The following is a 17884-nucleotide window of genomic DNA, read 5'->3' on the forward strand; positions in this document are numbered from 1 at the left end:
ATTTTAAAGAAATTGAGGAAGAAAAAATGCGTAAATTTAATAAAGAAAAATTAATTGATAGTATGAATGGTGCACTTAAGCTGCGTGGTCAAATCAATGATGTTATTGACCCATTATTTAAGAAGGGCATTTCTAACATTTGTTGGTTAGGAATTGGTGGTACCTACGCTTCAGGGATGCAAGCAAACATTCATATGAAGGAAAAAAGTGTGTTAGAAACTTTTTATCAAAATGCAGCTGAATATAACGTTACTGGAAACAAACGAATTACCGATAAAACATTAGTGGTAATTTCTTCTGTAACTGGAAATACTAAAGAAATGGTCGATGCAGTTGCGAAGTTAAATGAAGTAGGAGCTACTATTTTAGGCTTTATGGATGACCCTAAAGCAAAGCTTGCTTCAAGTTTAACTTACTGCATTTCATATCCTGAAAATGAACAACTAAAATTTTTCATGGTAGGAGATCGTTTGATGTACTTGAACGGTGAATTTCCTGATTACGATGACTTTTATAAAGAAATGGACCAGCATTTTGCTCAAGACATTGCGGATATAGAAGAAGGCTCAGATGAGTTTGCTAAGGAATTCGCAGAAAAACACCATGATGATGAAATACATTATTTTGTTGGAGCAGGAAACCAGTGGGGAGCAACTTATTCATACGCAATGTGCTACTGGGAAGAGCAGCACTGGATTAGAACACGTGCAATTGAGGCTGGTGAATTCTTCCACGGAATGTTTGAGGTAGTTGACAGAGATACTCCTGTAACAGTTTATGTTGGAGAAGATAGTCAACGTCCATTAAGTGAGCGTGTTGCTAAGTTTTTACCAGAAATCTGCGGCAATTATACTATTATTGACTCCAAGGATTACGCTTTACCTGGCTTTTCTGAAAAATACCGCGGCACTTTGTCACCATTTGTTTTCCATGCAATTAATAATCGAATCGATGTTCATATTGAACATATTAATCGTCACCCAATGGACATTCGTCGTTACTACCGTGCTTTAGACTATTAAAGAGATGTGTGTAAGACAATGACAGGAGTTTTAATATGTACCCACGGTAATTCTGCCTCAGAACTATTAAAAACAGCAGAAATGATCTGTGGTAAACAAGATAATTGTCAAACAGTCGCTTTTAAAATGGGCGAAGCGCTTGAAGAACTAAAAGCAGAAATGGACCAAAAAATTGCTTCCCTGTCCGGAACAGTAATTTGTTTAGTCGATTTGAAAGGTGGCACTCCTTTTAATACATTAATCGGATTAAAAGAAAAATATCCGGCTATTGAAATTATTACAGGTGTCAATATTCCAATGTTACTCGAGTTATTTATGAGCCGGAACCAGTTAGCACCTAAGGAACTGATTAAGATGGTAATTGAAGCAGGCAAAAGTGGTGTCTATCATTATCAAGAAGTAGTGCCAACAGGCGGTGAAGAAGAGTTTTAAAATTACAAAAAGCAAAGCTAATGAATGCTTTGCTTTTTTTTGCTAAAAATGAGCCATTATTTGCTGGAAGTGCTATCATAAAAGTATAAATAGATGTAGTACCACTCCTTAGAAAAAGACAGTACAGGTCTAATAACTTTCAATTACTAATCTTTTACTAAAGATAAAGATACTTACTTAATTGAGGAGGACAGAATCATGCTTTTAACTTCTAGTTTGGCTACCCTATTAAAGGGCAATGTTACTGGTCGCTTAGTTGGAATTGTTTTAATTATCTTAGGTGTAGTTGAATTGCTTTTCAGCTTAAGATATAGCAAGGGCGTAATTAAAAATGGGACTAGCAATGGCTTCGCCCCTGCTTCGATGGCCTTTTCGTTATTCTTCGGGCTGATTTTATTAGTTGTGGGAATTTTCGTTGTTGTAGCTACTTTTTAAGTAGCAAACCAATTTTTTATTAAAGACGAAAAGAGAATTAAATATTATCTTTTTGATAGTAAGCGCTAACCTAAAAGTGTTATAATGTAATTAAATTATGGATACATTTTAGGAGGAAAAAATTATTATGGCAGAACAAACTATTATGCTGAATTGTAGTGCAGGAATGAGTACATCATTGCTAGTAACCAAGATGCAACAAGCTGCTAAAGATCAAGGAATTGATGCAAATATTTTTGCTTGCCCAGCTTCAGAAGCTACTCAACATATTGAGCAGGATCATCCAGATTGTATTTTACTTGGGCCACAAATTCGTTACATGGAAAGTGACTTCAAGAACAAAGTACAGGGTCAAGGTAAAGATGGAAAAGATATTCCTTTTGCCGTAATTGATATGCGCGCTTATGGTATGATGGATGGCGTAAAAGTTTTACAACAAGCAGAAGATTTAATTAACGGTTAAAACGGAGGAATACGATGGCAGAAAATATGACACCTGAACAAGAAGAACAAGCTACTTTAGAATCAGCAATGGGTTTAATTGCCAATGGTGGTAATGCAAAGAGTTTAGCTTTTGAAGCAATTCGTTTGGCTAAAACTGGTGACATTGAAGGTGCTAGAGCAAAATTAAAGGAATCAGATGAGTCATTAAATGAAGCTCACAATTCTCAAACTGGTATGCTTACCAAGGAAGCTCAGGGAGGCCATACTAAAGTCACCTTGTTAGTAGTTCACTCACAAGACCATTTAATGAATGCAATTACTTTCAGAGATTTAGCCGGTGAAATGGTTGACTTGTACGAAAAATTGTATGAAAACGGTACTTTAAAAAAATAAGATAACTAAAGGGCAAAACCTTTATATCTTCTAAAAACCAGATACCCTTATTTGAAGGTTATCTGGTTTTTGTTGTAATTAAGCAGCAATCGAGTTCAAAACCTTATTTTTCTTCTATTTCATAAGACACAAAAAGCGAAGTTATTAAGAACTTCGCTTTTTTGATTGATTTTTAAATTTACTAGTCTAGATCTTCACCATTTGAACTAATAACTTTTTTATACCAGTTAAAGGAATCTTTGCGTGAACGCTTCAATGTTCCTTCACCAGCATCATTTTTGTCAACATAGATAAAGCCGTAACGCTTGTCCATTTGTCCAGTTCCTGCTGAAACTAGGTCAATTGGTCCCCAAGGAAGATAGCCCATCAGGTCAACACCGTCAATTTCAACGGCTTTTTCCATTTCGGAAATATGCTTTCTCATGTAATCAACACGGTAATCATCATGAATTGAGCCATCTTCTTCAACTTTATCATATGCCCCCAAGCCATTTTCAACAATGAATAGTGGAATGTGGTAACGATCAGTTAAGTGGTTTAATGCAATTCTAAGTCCCTCTGGGTCAATTTCCCAGCCCCAGTCACTACGTTCCAAAGTTGGATTCTTAGCGATTGCTTTTGATAAATCGTTTAATTTATCAGGTTTAACCTTTTCGGCCGATACAGTAGTTGTCTGGTAGTAGCTGAAGCCAACGTAATCAACTGTACCTTCTTTTAAAACAACACGATCTTCATCAGTGATGTCTGGACGGTAACCATTACGAGTAATGTATGCTTCAACTTCTTTTGGATATTCACCGAAAACATGAACATCTGAGAACCAGTCACGTCTTTGCTCAAACTTGTCAGCTAATAATACATCATCTGATGAAGGAGTTAGTGGACGAACTGGTGAGTAATTAATCATACAGCCAATTTGGAAATCAGGATTAATCTTATGTCCGATTTTGACAGCTAAGGCTGAAGCAACCAATTCATAATGAGTTGCTTGGTACATTGCTGCTTCTTTTTCTTGATCAGTCATACCATCAAGGATAAGTCCTGAGTTAGTAGCCATTAAGAAGTCTTCATTATAAGCTGCTTGATTATCAATTTCGTTAAAAGTCATCCAGTACTTAACACTGTCTTTGTAGCGGTTAAAGCAAACTGTTGCAAAGCGTACAAAGTAATCAATCAACTTACGGTTAGTAAAGCCATGATATTTCTTTACTAAGTTGTATGGAATTTCAAAGTGAGAAAGCGTGATTACTGGTTCGATGCCATAGTGATGGCAGGTAGCAAATAAATCATCATAGAACTTCAATCCTGCTTCATTTGGCTTTTCATCGTCACCATTTGGAAAAATTCTTGTCCAAGCAATTGATGTTCTGAAAGCTTTGAAGCCCATTTCAGCCATTAGCTTAATATCTTCTTCGTAGTGGTGATAAAAATCAATAGCACTGTGGTTAGGATAGTTTTTACCTGGAATTACTCCATCTGTAATTTCACGAGGCTTAGTGGCTGAACCAACAGTCATAACATCGGCAACTGACATACCTTTGCCGTCAACGTCCCAAGCACCTTCTAATTGATGAGCAGCAACAGCGCCGCCCCATAAAAAGCCATCTGGCATTTTTGCTGAGTACATTTAAATCTCCTTTTTAATATTTTTACTGATAGCGCTTAACAAATATATTTTAAACAAATAAGGTAATCCAATCAAGTTATTATAAATGTAATCATTTTTTATTTTTTAGCGTTATAATAATACAGAATATATTGCATATCTAAGGAGAAAGTAATGTCAGATAATTCGCAACCAAAAACGGTTGAGCAAAAGAAACACGCAGATAGCATTAAATATCTCTATTTTAGTCGATATTTAATGCTACGGTATAGTGTAGTTATATTCTTATTCGTGAATTTGTTTTGGTTTTTAATCCTAATTCAGTATCGGACATGGGTTGGTATTGTGTTATCAGGGCTAGTAACGCTTTTTTCGGCTGCAGCTGGAATTGAGCAGCTAACGAAGATGCATAATCGCAAGCTTGACGTTCCAGTGACACGTTACTATTTTTGGACACAAATTGGTTTAAATTTGATTTTAGCAATATGTTTATTTGTGCCAATAAGGGTACAACTTTTTCCATTTGTTACCAATTCAGATTCGCTTTATTTGATGCTTGCCTTTCTGTTTGCAGGGATTATTCTTGCTTATTTTTGTGAAAGGAGAATTCACAATATTATAATAGGGAAAGATAAATATAAAAAATTAATTGAAACATATAAAAAAGAAAAATAGTTATTTATTTTATTCCTGAAAAGGCTTACAATAATATTGACTTAGTTAGGATACAAACTAAGAATAGAGGGGAGTTATATTATTATGGCAGAAACGACAAAAAAACCGTTGAAGGATCGGTTTGCTGAAGTTGCCGGTAAATTTGCTGCTACAAGATTTGTTCGAGCAATCATGGACGCAGGATACAGCGTTATCTCGTTTTCAATTGTTGGGGCATTTTTCTTAATCTTGACGGTATTACCACAAGTTATTCGTGTTAATGGTTTTATTAGCTTTTATGCTAATACAATTGGGCGTTTTACTGACTTATTTCAGTCTGTTTATAACGCGACAATGGGGATTATTGCATTAGTTTTCTCAGGAACCTTTGCATTTTCTTACACAAAGATTTATCGAGATGAAGAACAGATCAATTTAGTTCCAATGAACGGATTAATGATGTTCTTAATGGGCTTTTTCATCACTGTAGCTGAATTGGTTTGGAAAGATGGCAAAATGCAATTTTTGCAATCCATCACTAAGACTAAAATGGTAGTCGGTGGTTATCAAGCTTCAACAGCAGGTGTTTATAGAATTGGTGCTGTTGGTATTTTCATAGGTCTAGTCATTGCTTGGCTAACGGTTCAAATTTATCGTTATACTATTAAGCATAACTGGCAGATCAAAATGCCAGACTCAGTTCCAGCAGGAGTCGCAAACTCATTTAGTGCTTTGATTCCAGCATTTTGCGTAGCTGTTGTAGTTGCTGCAATCAATGGTGCTTTAGTCTTGGCCGGCACTGACATGTTCAATTTGCTATTTATTCCATTCTCATTCATTAGTGATATTGCAGACACATGGTGGGGCTTCTTGATTATTATTTTCTTAATCCACTTCTTATGGTGGTTTGGAATCCATGGTGCTACAATTATCAGTTCATTCTATACACCAATTGTTTTAGCTAATATGGCTGACAATGCTCAAAGAGGAGGACAACACTTCTTCGCAGGAGACCCAACTAACTCATTTATCACTGTTGGTGGTTCCGGAGCAATGCTTGGTGTTGCAATTTGGTTAGTTCTTAGAGCTAGATCTTCTCAATTGAAAGAACTTGGTAAAGTTGAAATTGTACCTGCTATCTTCAACATCAATGAGCCACTAATATTTGGTTTGCCAATTGTTTACAACATTGATTTGATGATTCCATTTATCTGTGCGCCACTCGCTTCAGGAATTGTGGCCTACCTTGGAATTGCATCCCACTTGGTACCTGTAATTAGGGTACAGCAGCCATGGCCAACACCAGTTGGTTTAAGTGGTTTTATTGCAACAACTAGTTGGCAAGGTGGAGTCCTTTCAATTGTCTGCGCGATAGTTGCTTTCCTTGTTTGGTACCCATTCATTAAACATTATGATAATGTCTTACTAAAACAAGAAAAAGAAGGAGCTACTGCTACCGCTGAATAAATTAAATATTAACTAGTAAAAACACTCTATTTAATGAATAGAGTGTTTTTTGTGTGGAAAAAGATATATCAAAAAGTTCAAAGTCTATTAAAGATTATTTTCACCCCAATCATTCATAGCCTCCATTATTTTAATGAAACTCTTTCCTTGTTTGGTAAGGTAATATTCCACATGTGGTGGTACGGAATGGAAGTCTTTTCTTAATACGAAACCGTCTTGGGTAAGTTCTTTTAGGCACCTATTGAGCATTACATTAGTGATTCCGTTAGTATCTCGTTGTAATTGATTAAATCTAATTCCTTCATTCTGATGAATTCGCCAGATTATTAGGAATTTCCATTTTCCACCTAACTGACTCATTACTTTGGAAATGCCACAACTGGTCTGTGAAACTTGATTCATTAGTTTACCTCCATTTACAGTAACAAAAAGATTAGTACTTGTTTATTTTTTACTGTAGTTTAAAGTTACTATATCAAATAATATAAGGAGAATAAACTATGAAGAAAGATTTTATTGATTTTTTAGCTGAGAGAAAATCAATTAGAAAATTTGATACTAGTCATTGTATTTCAAAGCATGAAATTGAAGAAATACTATCTCTGGCGGCAAAAGCTCCGTCAGGAAATAACACACAGCCTTGGAAGGTTGTTACAGTTATGAACAAGGAAGTACAAAAACAATTGGTACCTCTATCCTTTAATCAAAGTCAGATTGAAGATGCAGCAGCAATATTTATCGTTTTTGGTGATCCACTTGAATATGATGTAGAGCATTTAGCAGATTATAAAGCACGTAATGAGCATTTATCTCCTGAAGAAATAGAAAAATTCAAAGAAAAAATGACGAAATTTTATGAAATGTCCCCAATTGAAAAAGGCCCAGAAGCGCTTAAATTAGATTGTGGCTTATTCTCAATGAACTTATTATCCGCCATTCGTGCATATGGCTATGATGGCGCCCCAATGAGAGGTGTAAACTTTGCTGGAATTAAGCAGCTTTTATCTATTCCTGATGATTGGTTGCCAATATTAATTATTCCATTTGGGAAAGCAAATGAACAAGGAAGGCCAAAGGTTCGCAAACCTGTTGCTGAGTTTACAAGGTTTATAATTTAATTGCCTTGAAGAACATATCGGGATTATTTTAAAAAAGTTGCTATACTGCTTTAACTTTCTATTAAAAGGGACTAGAATACTGGTAAATTAATAGAAGGGAGCGATTTATATGATCACTTTTGGTAAAAAGATGAATTACTGGCCATTGTTTTTCTCAATTTTTTGGGCACTTTTTGTATTTCCATTTGCATTAACTCTTTTCCAGACAATTGGCGTTAATGCAGTTATTTGGTCTTTAGGCGTTTCGGTGGCAGTTTTTCTATTTGTTTCAGGCATTTATTACCCAACAGCACTTCAATATGATTACAGTTATTATGAAATTTATGCTAACCAAATTAGATACTATGACTTTAGTACTCGGCTGAAAAAGTTTGAGATGATTTTTTTAGGACCTAATACCCCAATGAAGAGCTTAAACATGGATCAAGTTGAAGATGCAAAAACTTTTGGTAAAAGTGGTGTAGAAAAGCTACCTTCTGTTGCTTTGTTTGATCCAATTATTTCTTTACCGTTCCTGACAAAAGTTTCTGTTATTAAAAACCCTTATGGAATTGAATTGGAACTTGATGGTGGGCAAAAGGAATATATTTCATCTGCTCGTGATAAGGTTTATGACAATCGAACTTGTACTGCTAAGACTAAGGCAGCACTGGATTTGATTCAAAAGAGTATCCATGGCAGGCAATTAGCTTAATATTTTTGCTTTAACACGATTTACAATCAATATTTTAGTATTAACAAGGTGCACTCGATATAATAAAGGTGTAACAAATTTATTAGATTTGGGAGGCACTTTTATATGAAATATCCAAAGACTAAAGAAGTTTTAAATCAATTAGTTGCTGATTTGACACAATTACACATGATTGTTCATCAACATCATTGGTATATGCGTGGCAACCGCTTTTTGAAATTGCACCCATATTTAGATAAGGTAATGGATGAATTAGCCGATCAACTGGATGAAGTTTCTGAACGTTTAATCACGTTAGACGGTTCGCCAGTATCTACTTTGAGTGAGATCGCAGCAAAAACAAATATTAAGGATGAAAAAGGAAACTGGGATGAAACAATTGATGAGCGTTACGCTAAAATCATCGATGGCTACCACTACCTTGAAAATCTTTATCGTGAAGGAATAAAGGTTAGTGATGAAGAAGGCGACTATGCGACAAATGATTTACTAACAGGTTTCCTTGCCGATGTTGAAAAACGGATTTGGATGATGTCAGGAGAAATAAATAAGGCACCTGAAATTGATCCCGAATAAAAAACAGTTTTAAAAGGCAGTTTTTGTGAACTGCCTTTTTTGTTGTCTTCTTTTAAAATTATTTTTGCTATAATGAAATTAACTTACTCAATGACAAATAGTTGATGAAAAGAAAGCAAAAACAATGGATAAGCAGGAACAGGACAAATTAAAACAAAAAGCAGCCGAAAAGGCAGCTAGTTTAGTAGAGAACGGAATGAAATTAGGCGTTGGAACAGGTTCAACTGTTGCCTTTTTGATTGATGAGCTTGGGAAACGTAAGGACCAAGAAGGCCTAGACTTGGCCGCAGTAGTGACAACTTCCAGTAGAAGTAAGAAACAATTGGAGAGCTGTGGTTTTAAAGTTAGTGAATTGGCTGAAGTTGATCATCTTGACTTAACAATTGATGGAGCCGACCGGTTTGCAAGTAATTTCGATGGAATTAAGGGCGGCGGTGGTGCACTGACACTAGAAAAAAACGTTGCCGTTAATTCGGAAAGAAACATGTGGATTGTGGATGAATCAAAACTCGTTGATCAATTGGGTGATTTTCCATTACCTGTCGAAGTTTTGCCAATTTCTTGCGAGCAGAATTTCCGTTTATTTAAAGAAGATGGCTTGAAGCCACAATGGCGTATGAATGGCGAAAAGCGCTTTGTTACTCATTATGGTAACTACATAATTGATTTGAATATTGATCCAATTCCAGACCCATACGGTTTAGCGGATTATCTGGATAAAGTTGTTGGTGTAGTTGAACACGGGCTTTTCCTTGAAGTGTGTGATGAAGTGATTATTGCGCATTCAAACGGCCAAATTGAAGATCGAAAGAAGCAGTAAATGTAGTGGGATTCTGCATATTATGCATGATGAATTGCGTTCGCTTTAAAGAAGAGGATTTTAATGACTAAAAAACCATTAATTATCAGTACTGATCCTGGTATTGACGATGTTGCAGCAATTATAATTGCTCTGTTTTCAGATATGCTTGATGTTAAGCTAATTGCCGCAACTTGGGGCAATGTGCCACTTGAAAAAACATTGACTAATACATTGAAATTAGAGGCTTTTTTGAATACAAAGGTGCCTGTAGTTTCAGGCGCTTCATGTCCACTTCTGAGACAACAAATTGATGCTTCAGATGTTCATGGCAAAAGCGGCCTAGGTGGTTATGAATTTCCTGAACCGGCTATGTCGCTATTAAAAACTGGGATTGCGGCAGATGCCATTCATGAAGTAGTCGCAAATAGCAGTGAAAAAGTAACTTTAATGCAAATTGGGCCAGCAACTGATTTTGCCTTGTATTTCAGACAATACCCAGAGGATTTAGCTAATATTGAGCAGCTGGTAATAATGGGTGGCGCAATAGGCCGCGGCAATTGGAGTCCGTATAGTGAGTACAATGTTGCTGGTGATCCTGAAGCAGCACAGATTGTTTTTTCTAGTGGATTGAAAATCTTGCTTGCACCACTAGAACTAGGGCATCAAGCTTTTATTACACCTGATACGCTAAAGCAAATTAAAACGTTGAACCGGACAGGGGAAATGCTATATCAAATCTTGACTGATCTACATGATGAAACAGAAGGTGATGGGCGTGAAATATACGACGCCCTTGCAGCTGGAATGTTAATCAAGCCAGAAATGTACACCTTTAAGTCTGCATATGTTGCAGTTGACACCAAAAGCATGTACTCTTATGGAGCTTCACTAATTGATTTTGACGATTTTTATCATCAGCCTGCTAATGTAGAAGTCGGTGTGAAAGTTGATCGTCAAGCTTTTGAAGACTGGTTTATTAGTGCAATTAAAAAGGCAAAGTAATTGAGGTAACAAATGGCAGATTTCGTTTATCGCACAGTAATGCACGATATAAAACAAAATATATTGGATAACAAATATGAAGGGATGCGTCTCCCAGACGAGCGAAGTCTTGCTGAACATTATCAGGTTAGTCGTTCTTCAATGAAACGAGCAATGGAGCTGCTATCTCAGCAAGGGATTGTTTTTAAAAAAAGGGGGAGTGGGACTTTCATTAATCCTTTATATTTAAAGAACCAATCCTTATTTCGCTATGAGGGCTCTAATTTAGGGTTAACCGATAGTTTAAAAGTGCCTGGCAAAAAGCAGAGCATTAAATTGCTAGACTATAATGTCATCAAAGCTCCAGAGGCAATCAGGCAAGACCTGTTTTTAAATGAAGATGATTTTGTTTATGAGTTTAAGAGATTAAGATTTCTTGACAAACAACCATTTTTAATTGAGACAGGCTACCTTCCGATTAAAATTGTTCCTGAATTAAAGCCTGAACATTTGAAAAAATCGCTGTTTAATTACTTAGAGGATTCACAGAATAAGGTTGTTACTAAAGCCTTTCTTAATATCACAGTTGAGCCTTCAAGTAATGAGGATCAAGAGAAATTAAAGTTAAAAGAAACAGAACCTGTTGGAGTAATTGAGGGTATCTTCTTTTTGGATGATGGTACACCATTTGAGGTATCAACGATGCGTATTCATTACCAATACATGAAGTTCAACACGTTCGTAAATTTAAATAAATAGAGCATATTTTAAAGACCGAGAATTAATTTCTCGGTCTTTTGTTTATAAAAGTATACTTTCATTGTTTTACTTTGCCATGTATCTAAATGAATATCCTTGACCTATAATTGAAAGCGTATTCAGGAGGAAGGTGATCCTATTAATGAGAATGAAGTAAAAATTGTAAAGCAAATCTTGGATGAAGGTGTAACTCATTACAAAAATATTGAACATAATATTGGAATGTCTAGAAAGACTGTTAATAAGTATTTAAATGAAATTGCCGAAGAAATTAAGCCATTTAATGTCGAACTCATTAGAAAACAAAGCGTAGGCATTTATTTTGCTGGTGATACCGCAAAAATTCGTTCTTCTTTACAAGGTGGTGAACTAAAGGCAAATAATGAAAGCCCGCAAGAAATAAAATTGGCAATACTTTCATTGCTATTAACAACTAATGAACATATAACAATTCAAAAACTTTCTGATCGTTATTATGTGAGTAGAACAACTTTGGAAGGATACCTAAAGCAAATTAAAAGTCTAATAGAAAAGCAAGGAGCTAAGTTACAGAGTGATGAAAAGGGGATTTTTATTAAGGCTTCTGAAAATATTCGAAGAAAATTAATGACGCAGCTCCTTGGCTTTTATTGGGGTGATAGCTTAAAGGTCAAACATAATACTGATTTAAAGATGGTTATCAATGTTCCAGATGAACTGAAAAGTATCTTTGATCAGGTGATTTTTAAAGATGTTGTAACTACACTTAATCAGTTTCAGAAGGCCAGTTCAATTAAACTCAATGATTATCAGTTTCAGTCTTTGGCTGTCCATCTAGTGATTGCAATTCAAAGAATAAAGAACAAGGAAATTATAAAGGCTGATTCTGAACTGAGCAGTCATCCTTTATCCAAAAATACAATTTTGCTTTCAAATTTGCTTGAAGAAAACTTTGGTTTTGCTATTCCCGTAGCTGAACAGGCGTACATTAATATTCATATTCTTGCAGCTGAATCGGATCAAAAAGCACATTCAAGTCCAAAAAAAGATAAGGAAAACTCTAAGAATGGGGAATTAAGCCAGTTTCTAAAAAGCAATTTAACCCACTATGATGAAGTACTTGTCAATAATTTGATTTTACATTTAGTACCAGCTTTGCATCGATTTGAACTGGGGCTTAGTATAAAAAATCCTTACAAAGATAGTATTAAAGGTAACTTTCCTTATGCATACAACCAAGCAGTTGATTTAAGTATTGAAATCGAAAAAAGATTTTCAGTAAGCATCAATGATGATGAAATTGCGTATATTGCCCTACATATTGAGAGTTTCTTAGAAAGGAGAGAAGAAAAAAGAGTAAAGACAGTAATTGTTTGTAGCACAGGACTGGGAACTGCCAGACTTTTAGAGCAAAGAATTAAGAAATATTTTTCTGATGAACTAGAAGTTAACCGGGTGGTATCTGTTTCTGAATTAATGGCAGCACCAATTACTGAAGATTTAATAATAAGTACAGTAGATTTAGATATTAGGCAAAAAAATGTAGTAGTTGTACCACCATTTCTAGACGTTCAGTCTAAAGGAAAGATACAAACTGCTCTTGACAAGCTGAATAAATTTCAAGAAAAAGCAACAGAATTTATGAAATTGGTTGAGCCCGATTTAATCATAGTTGATAACCAAAAAATCAATCGAGATCAAGCAATAAAAAAAGTTTGCAAACGTCTATGCGATAAACACTATGCACTTTCTGGAATTGCAGAGGCTGCGATTGAAAGGGAAAAAGTTGCAAGTACTGAAATGGATTTTGTAGCAATGCCACATGCGCCAATTAAATATGTTAAAGCTCCTCGAATTGCAATTTATCTTAATTCACATGGTATTGATTGGGATAAAGGTAAGGTAAATATCGTTTTCTTTATGGCAATGAACGAAAGTATCAAAGGCTCAATTGACCAAATTTATAACTACTTCAATGCAATTCTTGAAGATAAAAAAATGTTAAAAAGTTTGTGCAGATTAACATCAAAACAGGAAATAATTAGGCTTTTAGGAAGTGAAGAATTTGAATAGTAAAAGTAATGATTTTATCTCGAAAGATAATATTGTCATTGGTTTAAATGCATCTTCTAAAGAAGATGCAATCACGCAATTAGCAAAAATAATGGAAAAAAATGAAATTGTAAGTGATGCAAAAAAATTTAGAGATGATGTGTTAGAACGTGAAAGTCAGACAACAACAGGAATAGGCAATAATATCGCTATTCCACATGGTAAAAGTTCTACTGTCAATGTAGCGTCTCTAATGTTTGCAAAAACAACCACGCCACTAGAGTGGAACTCCTTAGATGGTAGCAAAGTTTCAATAATTTTTTTGATGGCGGCTAGAGAAAAAGATACTGGTAAAGAACATCTGAAAATGTTGGCTACAGTCGCAGGAAAATTAATGGATGACGATTTTGTCAAAGAAATCAAGGCAGAAAATGATCCAGATAAGTTAGTTAATATCTTTAAAAAAATAGAAGAAGATTAGGAGAAAAATTATGAGTAAATTCGTAGCAGTAACTGCTTGTATTGCAGGAGTAGCACACACATATATGGCAGCACAAAACTTGAAGAAATATGCCAAAAAAAATGGTGATCAAATAAAAGTTGAAACTCAAGGTGCAATGGGTTTTGAAAATAAACTTAGTGCTAAGGATATTGCTGAAGCAGATGCCGTCATTTTTGCGGTCGATACAAATGTTAGAGAAAAAGAACGCTTTGATGGTAAAAAAATCGTGAAAATGGGAACATCAGAGGTCGTGAAAGACGGTAGCAAAGCGATTGAAAAAGCGCACGAAATTATTGACAACTGATAAAGACAGAAAGAAAAGGTTATATAAATGGACAAGTTAAAACAATTTTTTAAGGACTTAGTAGACCACTTCCAAACAGGTGTGTCTTACATGATTCCATTGGTTTCTGCTTCCGGACTGATTGTTTCAATTGCCGTTATTGGTGGTGGCAACGGAGTTTGGAATCAAACCAGTAACATTTGGGGAATTTTAAGAATGATCGGTCAGCAGGGATTAGGATTTATTCCTGTAATGATCGCCGCCTATATTTCATACTCGATTGCTGATAGACCAGGGCTTGCGCCTGCTTTTATTGTTGGCTTGGTTGCCAACAAATTAGGTATGGGCTTTATTGGTGGAATGGTAGTTGGTGTTTTAGTCGGCTATTTAGTATATTGGCTGAAAAAGTTACCAATGCCTATGAGTTTAATTTCGCTAAAATCAATTTTCATCATTCCACTAACTTCAGTGTTAATTGGTGGTTTAGTAATCTTCTATGTCTTCAGCGATCCTGTTAGAGGAATGCAAAATGGTTTAACTTCATGGCTAGCAAGTATTAGTGGTTCAAACAAAATCTTAGTTGCTGCAATCATTGGAGCGATGATGGCTACAGATATGGGTGGTCCAATCAACAAAGTTGCATATACATTTAGTATGGCTTCATACACTTCAGGTGGATATGCAATTAGTACAGCTTGCTTTATTGCAATTGGTATTCCTCCATTAATTATGGCTTTAGCAAGTTTCATGGGTAAAAAGTATTATAGTCAAGATGAAAAAGAAAATTCTACTACAGCTTTAATTATGGGTATTATTGCCACAACAGAAGGTGCAATTCCGTTTGCAGTTTCAGATCCACTGGCTGTTATTCCTAGTTGTATGGTTGGCTCAGGACTAGCTAGTGCATTAAACGCTTTCTTTGGTACAACGCAAAAAACAGCTCTATCAACATTTATGGCGGCCCCATTTGACTCAAATATTTTGCTGTATTGCTTATCGATCGTAATTGGCGTTGTAGTTGGAGCAGTAATGTGCAATTTCCTTAAGAAATTAATGCATCGTGACCAAAAAGTTGCAGCAGAAGCTGCGGCAAATTAAATAAAAGGAGAAAAAATGTATAAAGTTTTTTATAAACCTACAGAAGATAAATGGATGGGCGATATTATGCCCTTTGGTAAAGACGGAAAGTTTTATTTGTATCACCAAAGAGATCCTAGAAAACCAGGTCCTCTAACTGATAATGATGAACCGTTTGGCTGGTCGCTCTCAACTACAACTGATTTTGTTAATTATGAGGATCATGGGGATGCAATACCTGCAGGTAGCGCAGACGATCCAGCACAATGGATTTATGCAGGATCTGTTTTTGAAGCTGATGGAAAAGTACAAGCTTTTTACACAGGCTATAATAAAAAAGCTGAGCAGGAAGGACGAGCTTCCCAAGTCTTACTTCATGGTGTAAGTACTGATTTCGATCATTTTCAAAAAAATGTTGATAAATTGTTATTACCAGCTCAAGAAGGTTATGACAAAACAGATTGGAGAGATCCTTGGGTAATTTGGAATGAGGATAAGCAAGAATATTTGTTGATTTTGGGGACAAGATTAGCAGGTCCAAAATCCAAATTAACTGGCAGAATTGTTTCCTTCACTTCCAAAAATCTTAAAGACTGGACATTTCAAGGCGACTTTTTTGCGCCAAATCTGTACACAGGGCTGGAAATGCCAGATCTCTTTAAAATGGGAGATTGGTGGTACTTACTATATACAGAATATAGCGAGCAAAGCAAAACTAGGTACCGGATGAGCAAGAATATTGATGGTCCATGGTTAAAGCCTCAAGATGATTCCTTTGACGGTCGTGCATATTATGCTGCTAGAACGGCCTTTGATGGTAAACGAAGAGTTTTATTTGGTTGGGTCCCGACCAGAGAAGAAGGCAAAGGTGACAAGGTTAACTGGGAATGGGGCGGTACGTATGTTCCATTAGAATTAGTGCAAAGAAATGATGGAACTCTAGCTACCAAATTACCTGATGAATTAACCAACCAATTTACAGAAGAAACACACCTTACTGATTTATCAATTGATAATCAAACTGGAAGAACTGAAAAAATAATTGCTCAAAACGCTGGTAAACATTTTGTTTTAGATATGGATGTAACTTGTCAAGACGACATTAGCAATATTGCTTTGCGATTCTTTAAAAATGTCGAAACTGATGAATCATATCAATATTTGCTGTCAGCTGACGATCGGAGACTTGTCTTTGATAAAAGTCCGGAGTGGCCATGGTTCCAAATGATGAATAAGGGACTTGATCGCCCACTTGCAAAGAGTGAATTCGAAAAAATGCACATTAAATTGATGGTTGATGATGACATAGCTGTTATTGTTGTAAATGGTATTAGTTTAATTGCTCGTGTGTACCAAAAATTCGGTGATGATGTGGCATTAGCCGTATCTAACGGTAAAGCAGAGTTTTCAAATATTACTTTGAGAAAGTAATTGTTTATGGCAGATAAAATTAATTCTCTAGTATTTTTTGACTTGGATGGAACTCTTCTATCGAGTAATTCTACTGTTTTACCTGAAGTAAGTGCTGCTGTAAGAAGCTTAAAAGCTAACGGAAATATTCCAATAGTTTGTACAGGTCGTGCCGCTTTTGAAGTTCGTGAAATTATGGCGGAATGTGAAATTGATTCTCTGATTGCGACTAATGGACAATATGTAGAGTTTAATGGTCAAGTGAAGTTTAATCGAACTATTCCCTCACTCTTGTGTCATCAGGTACTGACTTATGCAAACAGCAGAGATGACATCATTGGTTTTTACAATTATGATCAAATTGCTATCTCTGAAGATCAGCCGCTATCTCGGCATTTTTATCAAAACATTGCTTCATCATTTCCTCAAGTAGCACCCGATTTTTACCAGACAAACCCCGTTAATCAAATTTTGGTAATTGCGCATTGTGCTGATCAACAGTATAGTGATCATTTCCCTGAATTAAACTTTATGATAACAGGTCCTAATTCAATTGATACAGTTCTAAAAGGTAATTCAAAAGGAAAAGGAATTTCTGACCTAATTAAAAGTGAGGATCTTCATGTTCCAACTTACGCTTTTGGAGACGGTAACAATGACCTAAGCATGTTTGAAGCAGTGGACTATGGTATTGCAATGGGTAATGGAAATGATGCAATTAAAAATTCTGCTACGTATGTCACTGATACAAATGATAAACTAGGGATAATTAAAGGTTTACAAAAGTATAATTTGATTTAATGAGGTTTTGAATATGAGTATTTTTAAAGGGATTTCCCATGTAGGGATTCCAACTAATGATTTTGCTAAGAGTGTAACTGAATATGAAAAGATTGGCTTTAAGTTAATTAATCAGGAAGATAATAATGGTAGTGCGACGGGCTTTTTCCAATTAGGAGATTTAATGCTTGAAGTTTGGGAAGCTGAGACCAACCCGGTAAATGGTGCAATTAACCATTATGCTATTGATACCGATGAAATTGATGAAGCGTTCGAAAAGATTAAAAATGCAGGTTTTAAGCTAATTGATCAACAGGTGATGCACTTACCTTTTTGGGAGCATGGAATTAGTTACTTTAACTTTTATGGTCCTAATAATGAAACTATTGAAATTTGTCAAAGAAATAAGAAGTAAAAA

General features: G+C 35.5%; 22 protein-coding genes. 20 read left to right on the top strand and 2 right to left on the bottom strand.

All coding sequences use genetic code 11. The features are described from left to right. Positions 1 to 26: 26 nt before the first annotated feature. The 5 genes from F5ESL0263_RS02115 (at position 27) to F5ESL0263_RS02135 (ending at position 2726) form a co-directional block, all read left to right on the top strand. Positions 27 to 1022, top strand: coding sequence for an SIS domain-containing protein (locus F5ESL0263_RS02115; protein WP_122034461.1), 996 nt, complete (start codon positions 27 to 29; stop codon positions 1020 to 1022). Between the two features lie 18 nt (positions 1023 to 1040). Then, entirely contained in the window at positions 1041 to 1454 is a 414-nt protein-coding gene (locus tag F5ESL0263_RS02120) for a PTS sugar transporter subunit IIA (RefSeq protein ID WP_122034463.1), read from the top strand. A 198-nt stretch (positions 1455 to 1652) separates the two neighbouring features. Continuing rightward, positions 1653 to 1889, top strand: a complete 237-nt coding sequence (locus F5ESL0263_RS02125) for a hypothetical protein (RefSeq protein ID WP_122034465.1) — start codon at positions 1653 to 1655, stop codon at positions 1887 to 1889. Between the two features lie 127 nt (positions 1890 to 2016). Beyond that, on the top strand, positions 2017 to 2352 hold the full coding sequence (locus F5ESL0263_RS02130; protein WP_046306261.1) for a PTS sugar transporter subunit IIB: 336 nt from the start codon (positions 2017 to 2019) through the stop codon (positions 2350 to 2352). Between the two features lie 14 nt (positions 2353 to 2366). Further along, a complete protein-coding gene (locus F5ESL0263_RS02135; RefSeq protein WP_046306262.1) occupies positions 2367 to 2726 on the top strand; it encodes a PTS lactose/cellobiose transporter subunit IIA in 360 nt (119 codons plus the stop codon). 181 nt (positions 2727 to 2907) lie between these two features. Here the strand turns inward: F5ESL0263_RS02135 and F5ESL0263_RS02140 are convergent, their stop codons facing one another. Beyond that, a complete protein-coding gene (locus tag F5ESL0263_RS02140) occupies positions 2908 to 4353 on the bottom strand; it encodes a 6-phospho-beta-glucosidase (RefSeq protein ID WP_122034467.1) in 1446 nt (481 codons plus the stop codon). Between the two features lie 153 nt (positions 4354 to 4506). On the opposite strand from F5ESL0263_RS02140, the gene F5ESL0263_RS02145 reads away from it, so the two are divergent. Beyond that, positions 4507 to 5007 (top strand): PTS cellobiose transporter subunit IIA, encoded by a 501-nt coding sequence (locus tag F5ESL0263_RS02145; RefSeq protein ID WP_233558439.1) that lies wholly within the window; start codon positions 4507 to 4509, stop codon positions 5005 to 5007. Positions 5008 to 5091: 84 nt separating this feature from the next. Beyond that, on the top strand, positions 5092 to 6453 hold the full coding sequence (gene celB, locus F5ESL0263_RS02150) for a PTS cellobiose transporter subunit IIC (RefSeq protein ID WP_122034472.1): 1362 nt from the start codon (positions 5092 to 5094) through the stop codon (positions 6451 to 6453). A gap of 87 nt (positions 6454 to 6540) precedes the next feature. On the opposite strand, the gene F5ESL0263_RS02155 is transcribed toward celB, so the two are convergent. Then, positions 6541 to 6855, bottom strand: a complete 315-nt coding sequence (locus F5ESL0263_RS02155; protein WP_046306268.1) for a helix-turn-helix domain-containing protein — start codon at positions 6853 to 6855, stop codon at positions 6541 to 6543. A 98-nt stretch (positions 6856 to 6953) separates the two neighbouring features. Between F5ESL0263_RS02155 and F5ESL0263_RS02160 the strand changes: the two genes are divergently transcribed. The 13 genes from F5ESL0263_RS02160 (at position 6954) to F5ESL0263_RS02220 (ending at position 17881) form a co-directional block, all read left to right on the top strand. Further along, entirely contained in the window at positions 6954 to 7571 is a 618-nt protein-coding gene (locus F5ESL0263_RS02160) for a nitroreductase family protein (RefSeq protein WP_122034474.1), read from the top strand. Between the two features lie 109 nt (positions 7572 to 7680). Further along, positions 7681 to 8265: a hypothetical protein gene (locus F5ESL0263_RS02165; RefSeq protein WP_122034476.1), complete on the top strand. Its 585-nt coding sequence runs from the start codon at positions 7681 to 7683 to the stop codon at positions 8263 to 8265. A 105-nt stretch (positions 8266 to 8370) separates the two neighbouring features. Continuing rightward, entirely contained in the window at positions 8371 to 8841 is a 471-nt protein-coding gene (locus F5ESL0263_RS02170) for a DNA starvation/stationary phase protection protein (protein ID WP_046306275.1), read from the top strand. Between the two features lie 124 nt (positions 8842 to 8965). Continuing rightward, entirely contained in the window at positions 8966 to 9661 is a 696-nt protein-coding gene (gene rpiA, locus F5ESL0263_RS02175) for a ribose-5-phosphate isomerase RpiA (RefSeq protein WP_122034478.1), read from the top strand. Between the two features lie 63 nt (positions 9662 to 9724). Beyond that, on the top strand, positions 9725 to 10645 hold the full coding sequence (locus F5ESL0263_RS02180; RefSeq protein ID WP_122034480.1) for a nucleoside hydrolase: 921 nt from the start codon (positions 9725 to 9727) through the stop codon (positions 10643 to 10645). A 12-nt stretch (positions 10646 to 10657) separates the two neighbouring features. After that, on the top strand, positions 10658 to 11383 hold the full coding sequence (locus F5ESL0263_RS02185) for a GntR family transcriptional regulator (RefSeq protein ID WP_122034483.1): 726 nt from the start codon (positions 10658 to 10660) through the stop codon (positions 11381 to 11383). A gap of 174 nt (positions 11384 to 11557) precedes the next feature. Further along, entirely contained in the window at positions 11558 to 13435 is a 1878-nt protein-coding gene (locus tag F5ESL0263_RS02190; RefSeq protein ID WP_122034485.1) for a transcription antiterminator, read from the top strand. After that, a complete protein-coding gene (locus F5ESL0263_RS02195; RefSeq protein WP_122034488.1) occupies positions 13428 to 13895 on the top strand; it encodes a PTS sugar transporter subunit IIA in 468 nt (155 codons plus the stop codon). Before F5ESL0263_RS02190 ends, F5ESL0263_RS02195 begins: the two co-directional genes overlap by 8 nt. Positions 13896 to 13905: 10 nt before the next feature. Next, positions 13906 to 14220 (top strand): PTS fructose transporter subunit IIB, encoded by a 315-nt coding sequence (locus F5ESL0263_RS02200; protein ID WP_122034490.1) that lies wholly within the window; start codon positions 13906 to 13908, stop codon positions 14218 to 14220. A gap of 27 nt (positions 14221 to 14247) precedes the next feature. Beyond that, positions 14248 to 15297 carry a PTS fructose transporter subunit IIC gene (locus F5ESL0263_RS02205; RefSeq protein ID WP_122034492.1) on the top strand — a complete coding sequence of 350 codons (1050 nt, stop codon included), beginning with the start codon at positions 14248 to 14250 and terminating at the stop codon, positions 15295 to 15297. A gap of 15 nt (positions 15298 to 15312) precedes the next feature. After that, positions 15313 to 16707, top strand: a complete 1395-nt coding sequence (locus F5ESL0263_RS02210; protein WP_122034494.1) for a family 43 glycosylhydrolase — start codon at positions 15313 to 15315, stop codon at positions 16705 to 16707. Between the two features lie 6 nt (positions 16708 to 16713). After that, entirely contained in the window at positions 16714 to 17487 is a 774-nt protein-coding gene (locus F5ESL0263_RS02215) for a Cof-type HAD-IIB family hydrolase (RefSeq protein WP_122034497.1), read from the top strand. A gap of 13 nt (positions 17488 to 17500) precedes the next feature. Next, complete coding sequence (locus F5ESL0263_RS02220; RefSeq protein WP_122034499.1) at positions 17501 to 17881, top strand: VOC family protein; 381 nt, start codon at positions 17501 to 17503, stop codon at positions 17879 to 17881. The last annotated feature ends 3 nt before the right edge of the window (positions 17882 to 17884 follow it).

The organism is Lactobacillus sp. ESL0263, assembly GCF_003692845.1.
GTDB lineage: Bacteria > Bacillota > Bacilli > Lactobacillales > Lactobacillaceae > Lactobacillus > Lactobacillus apis.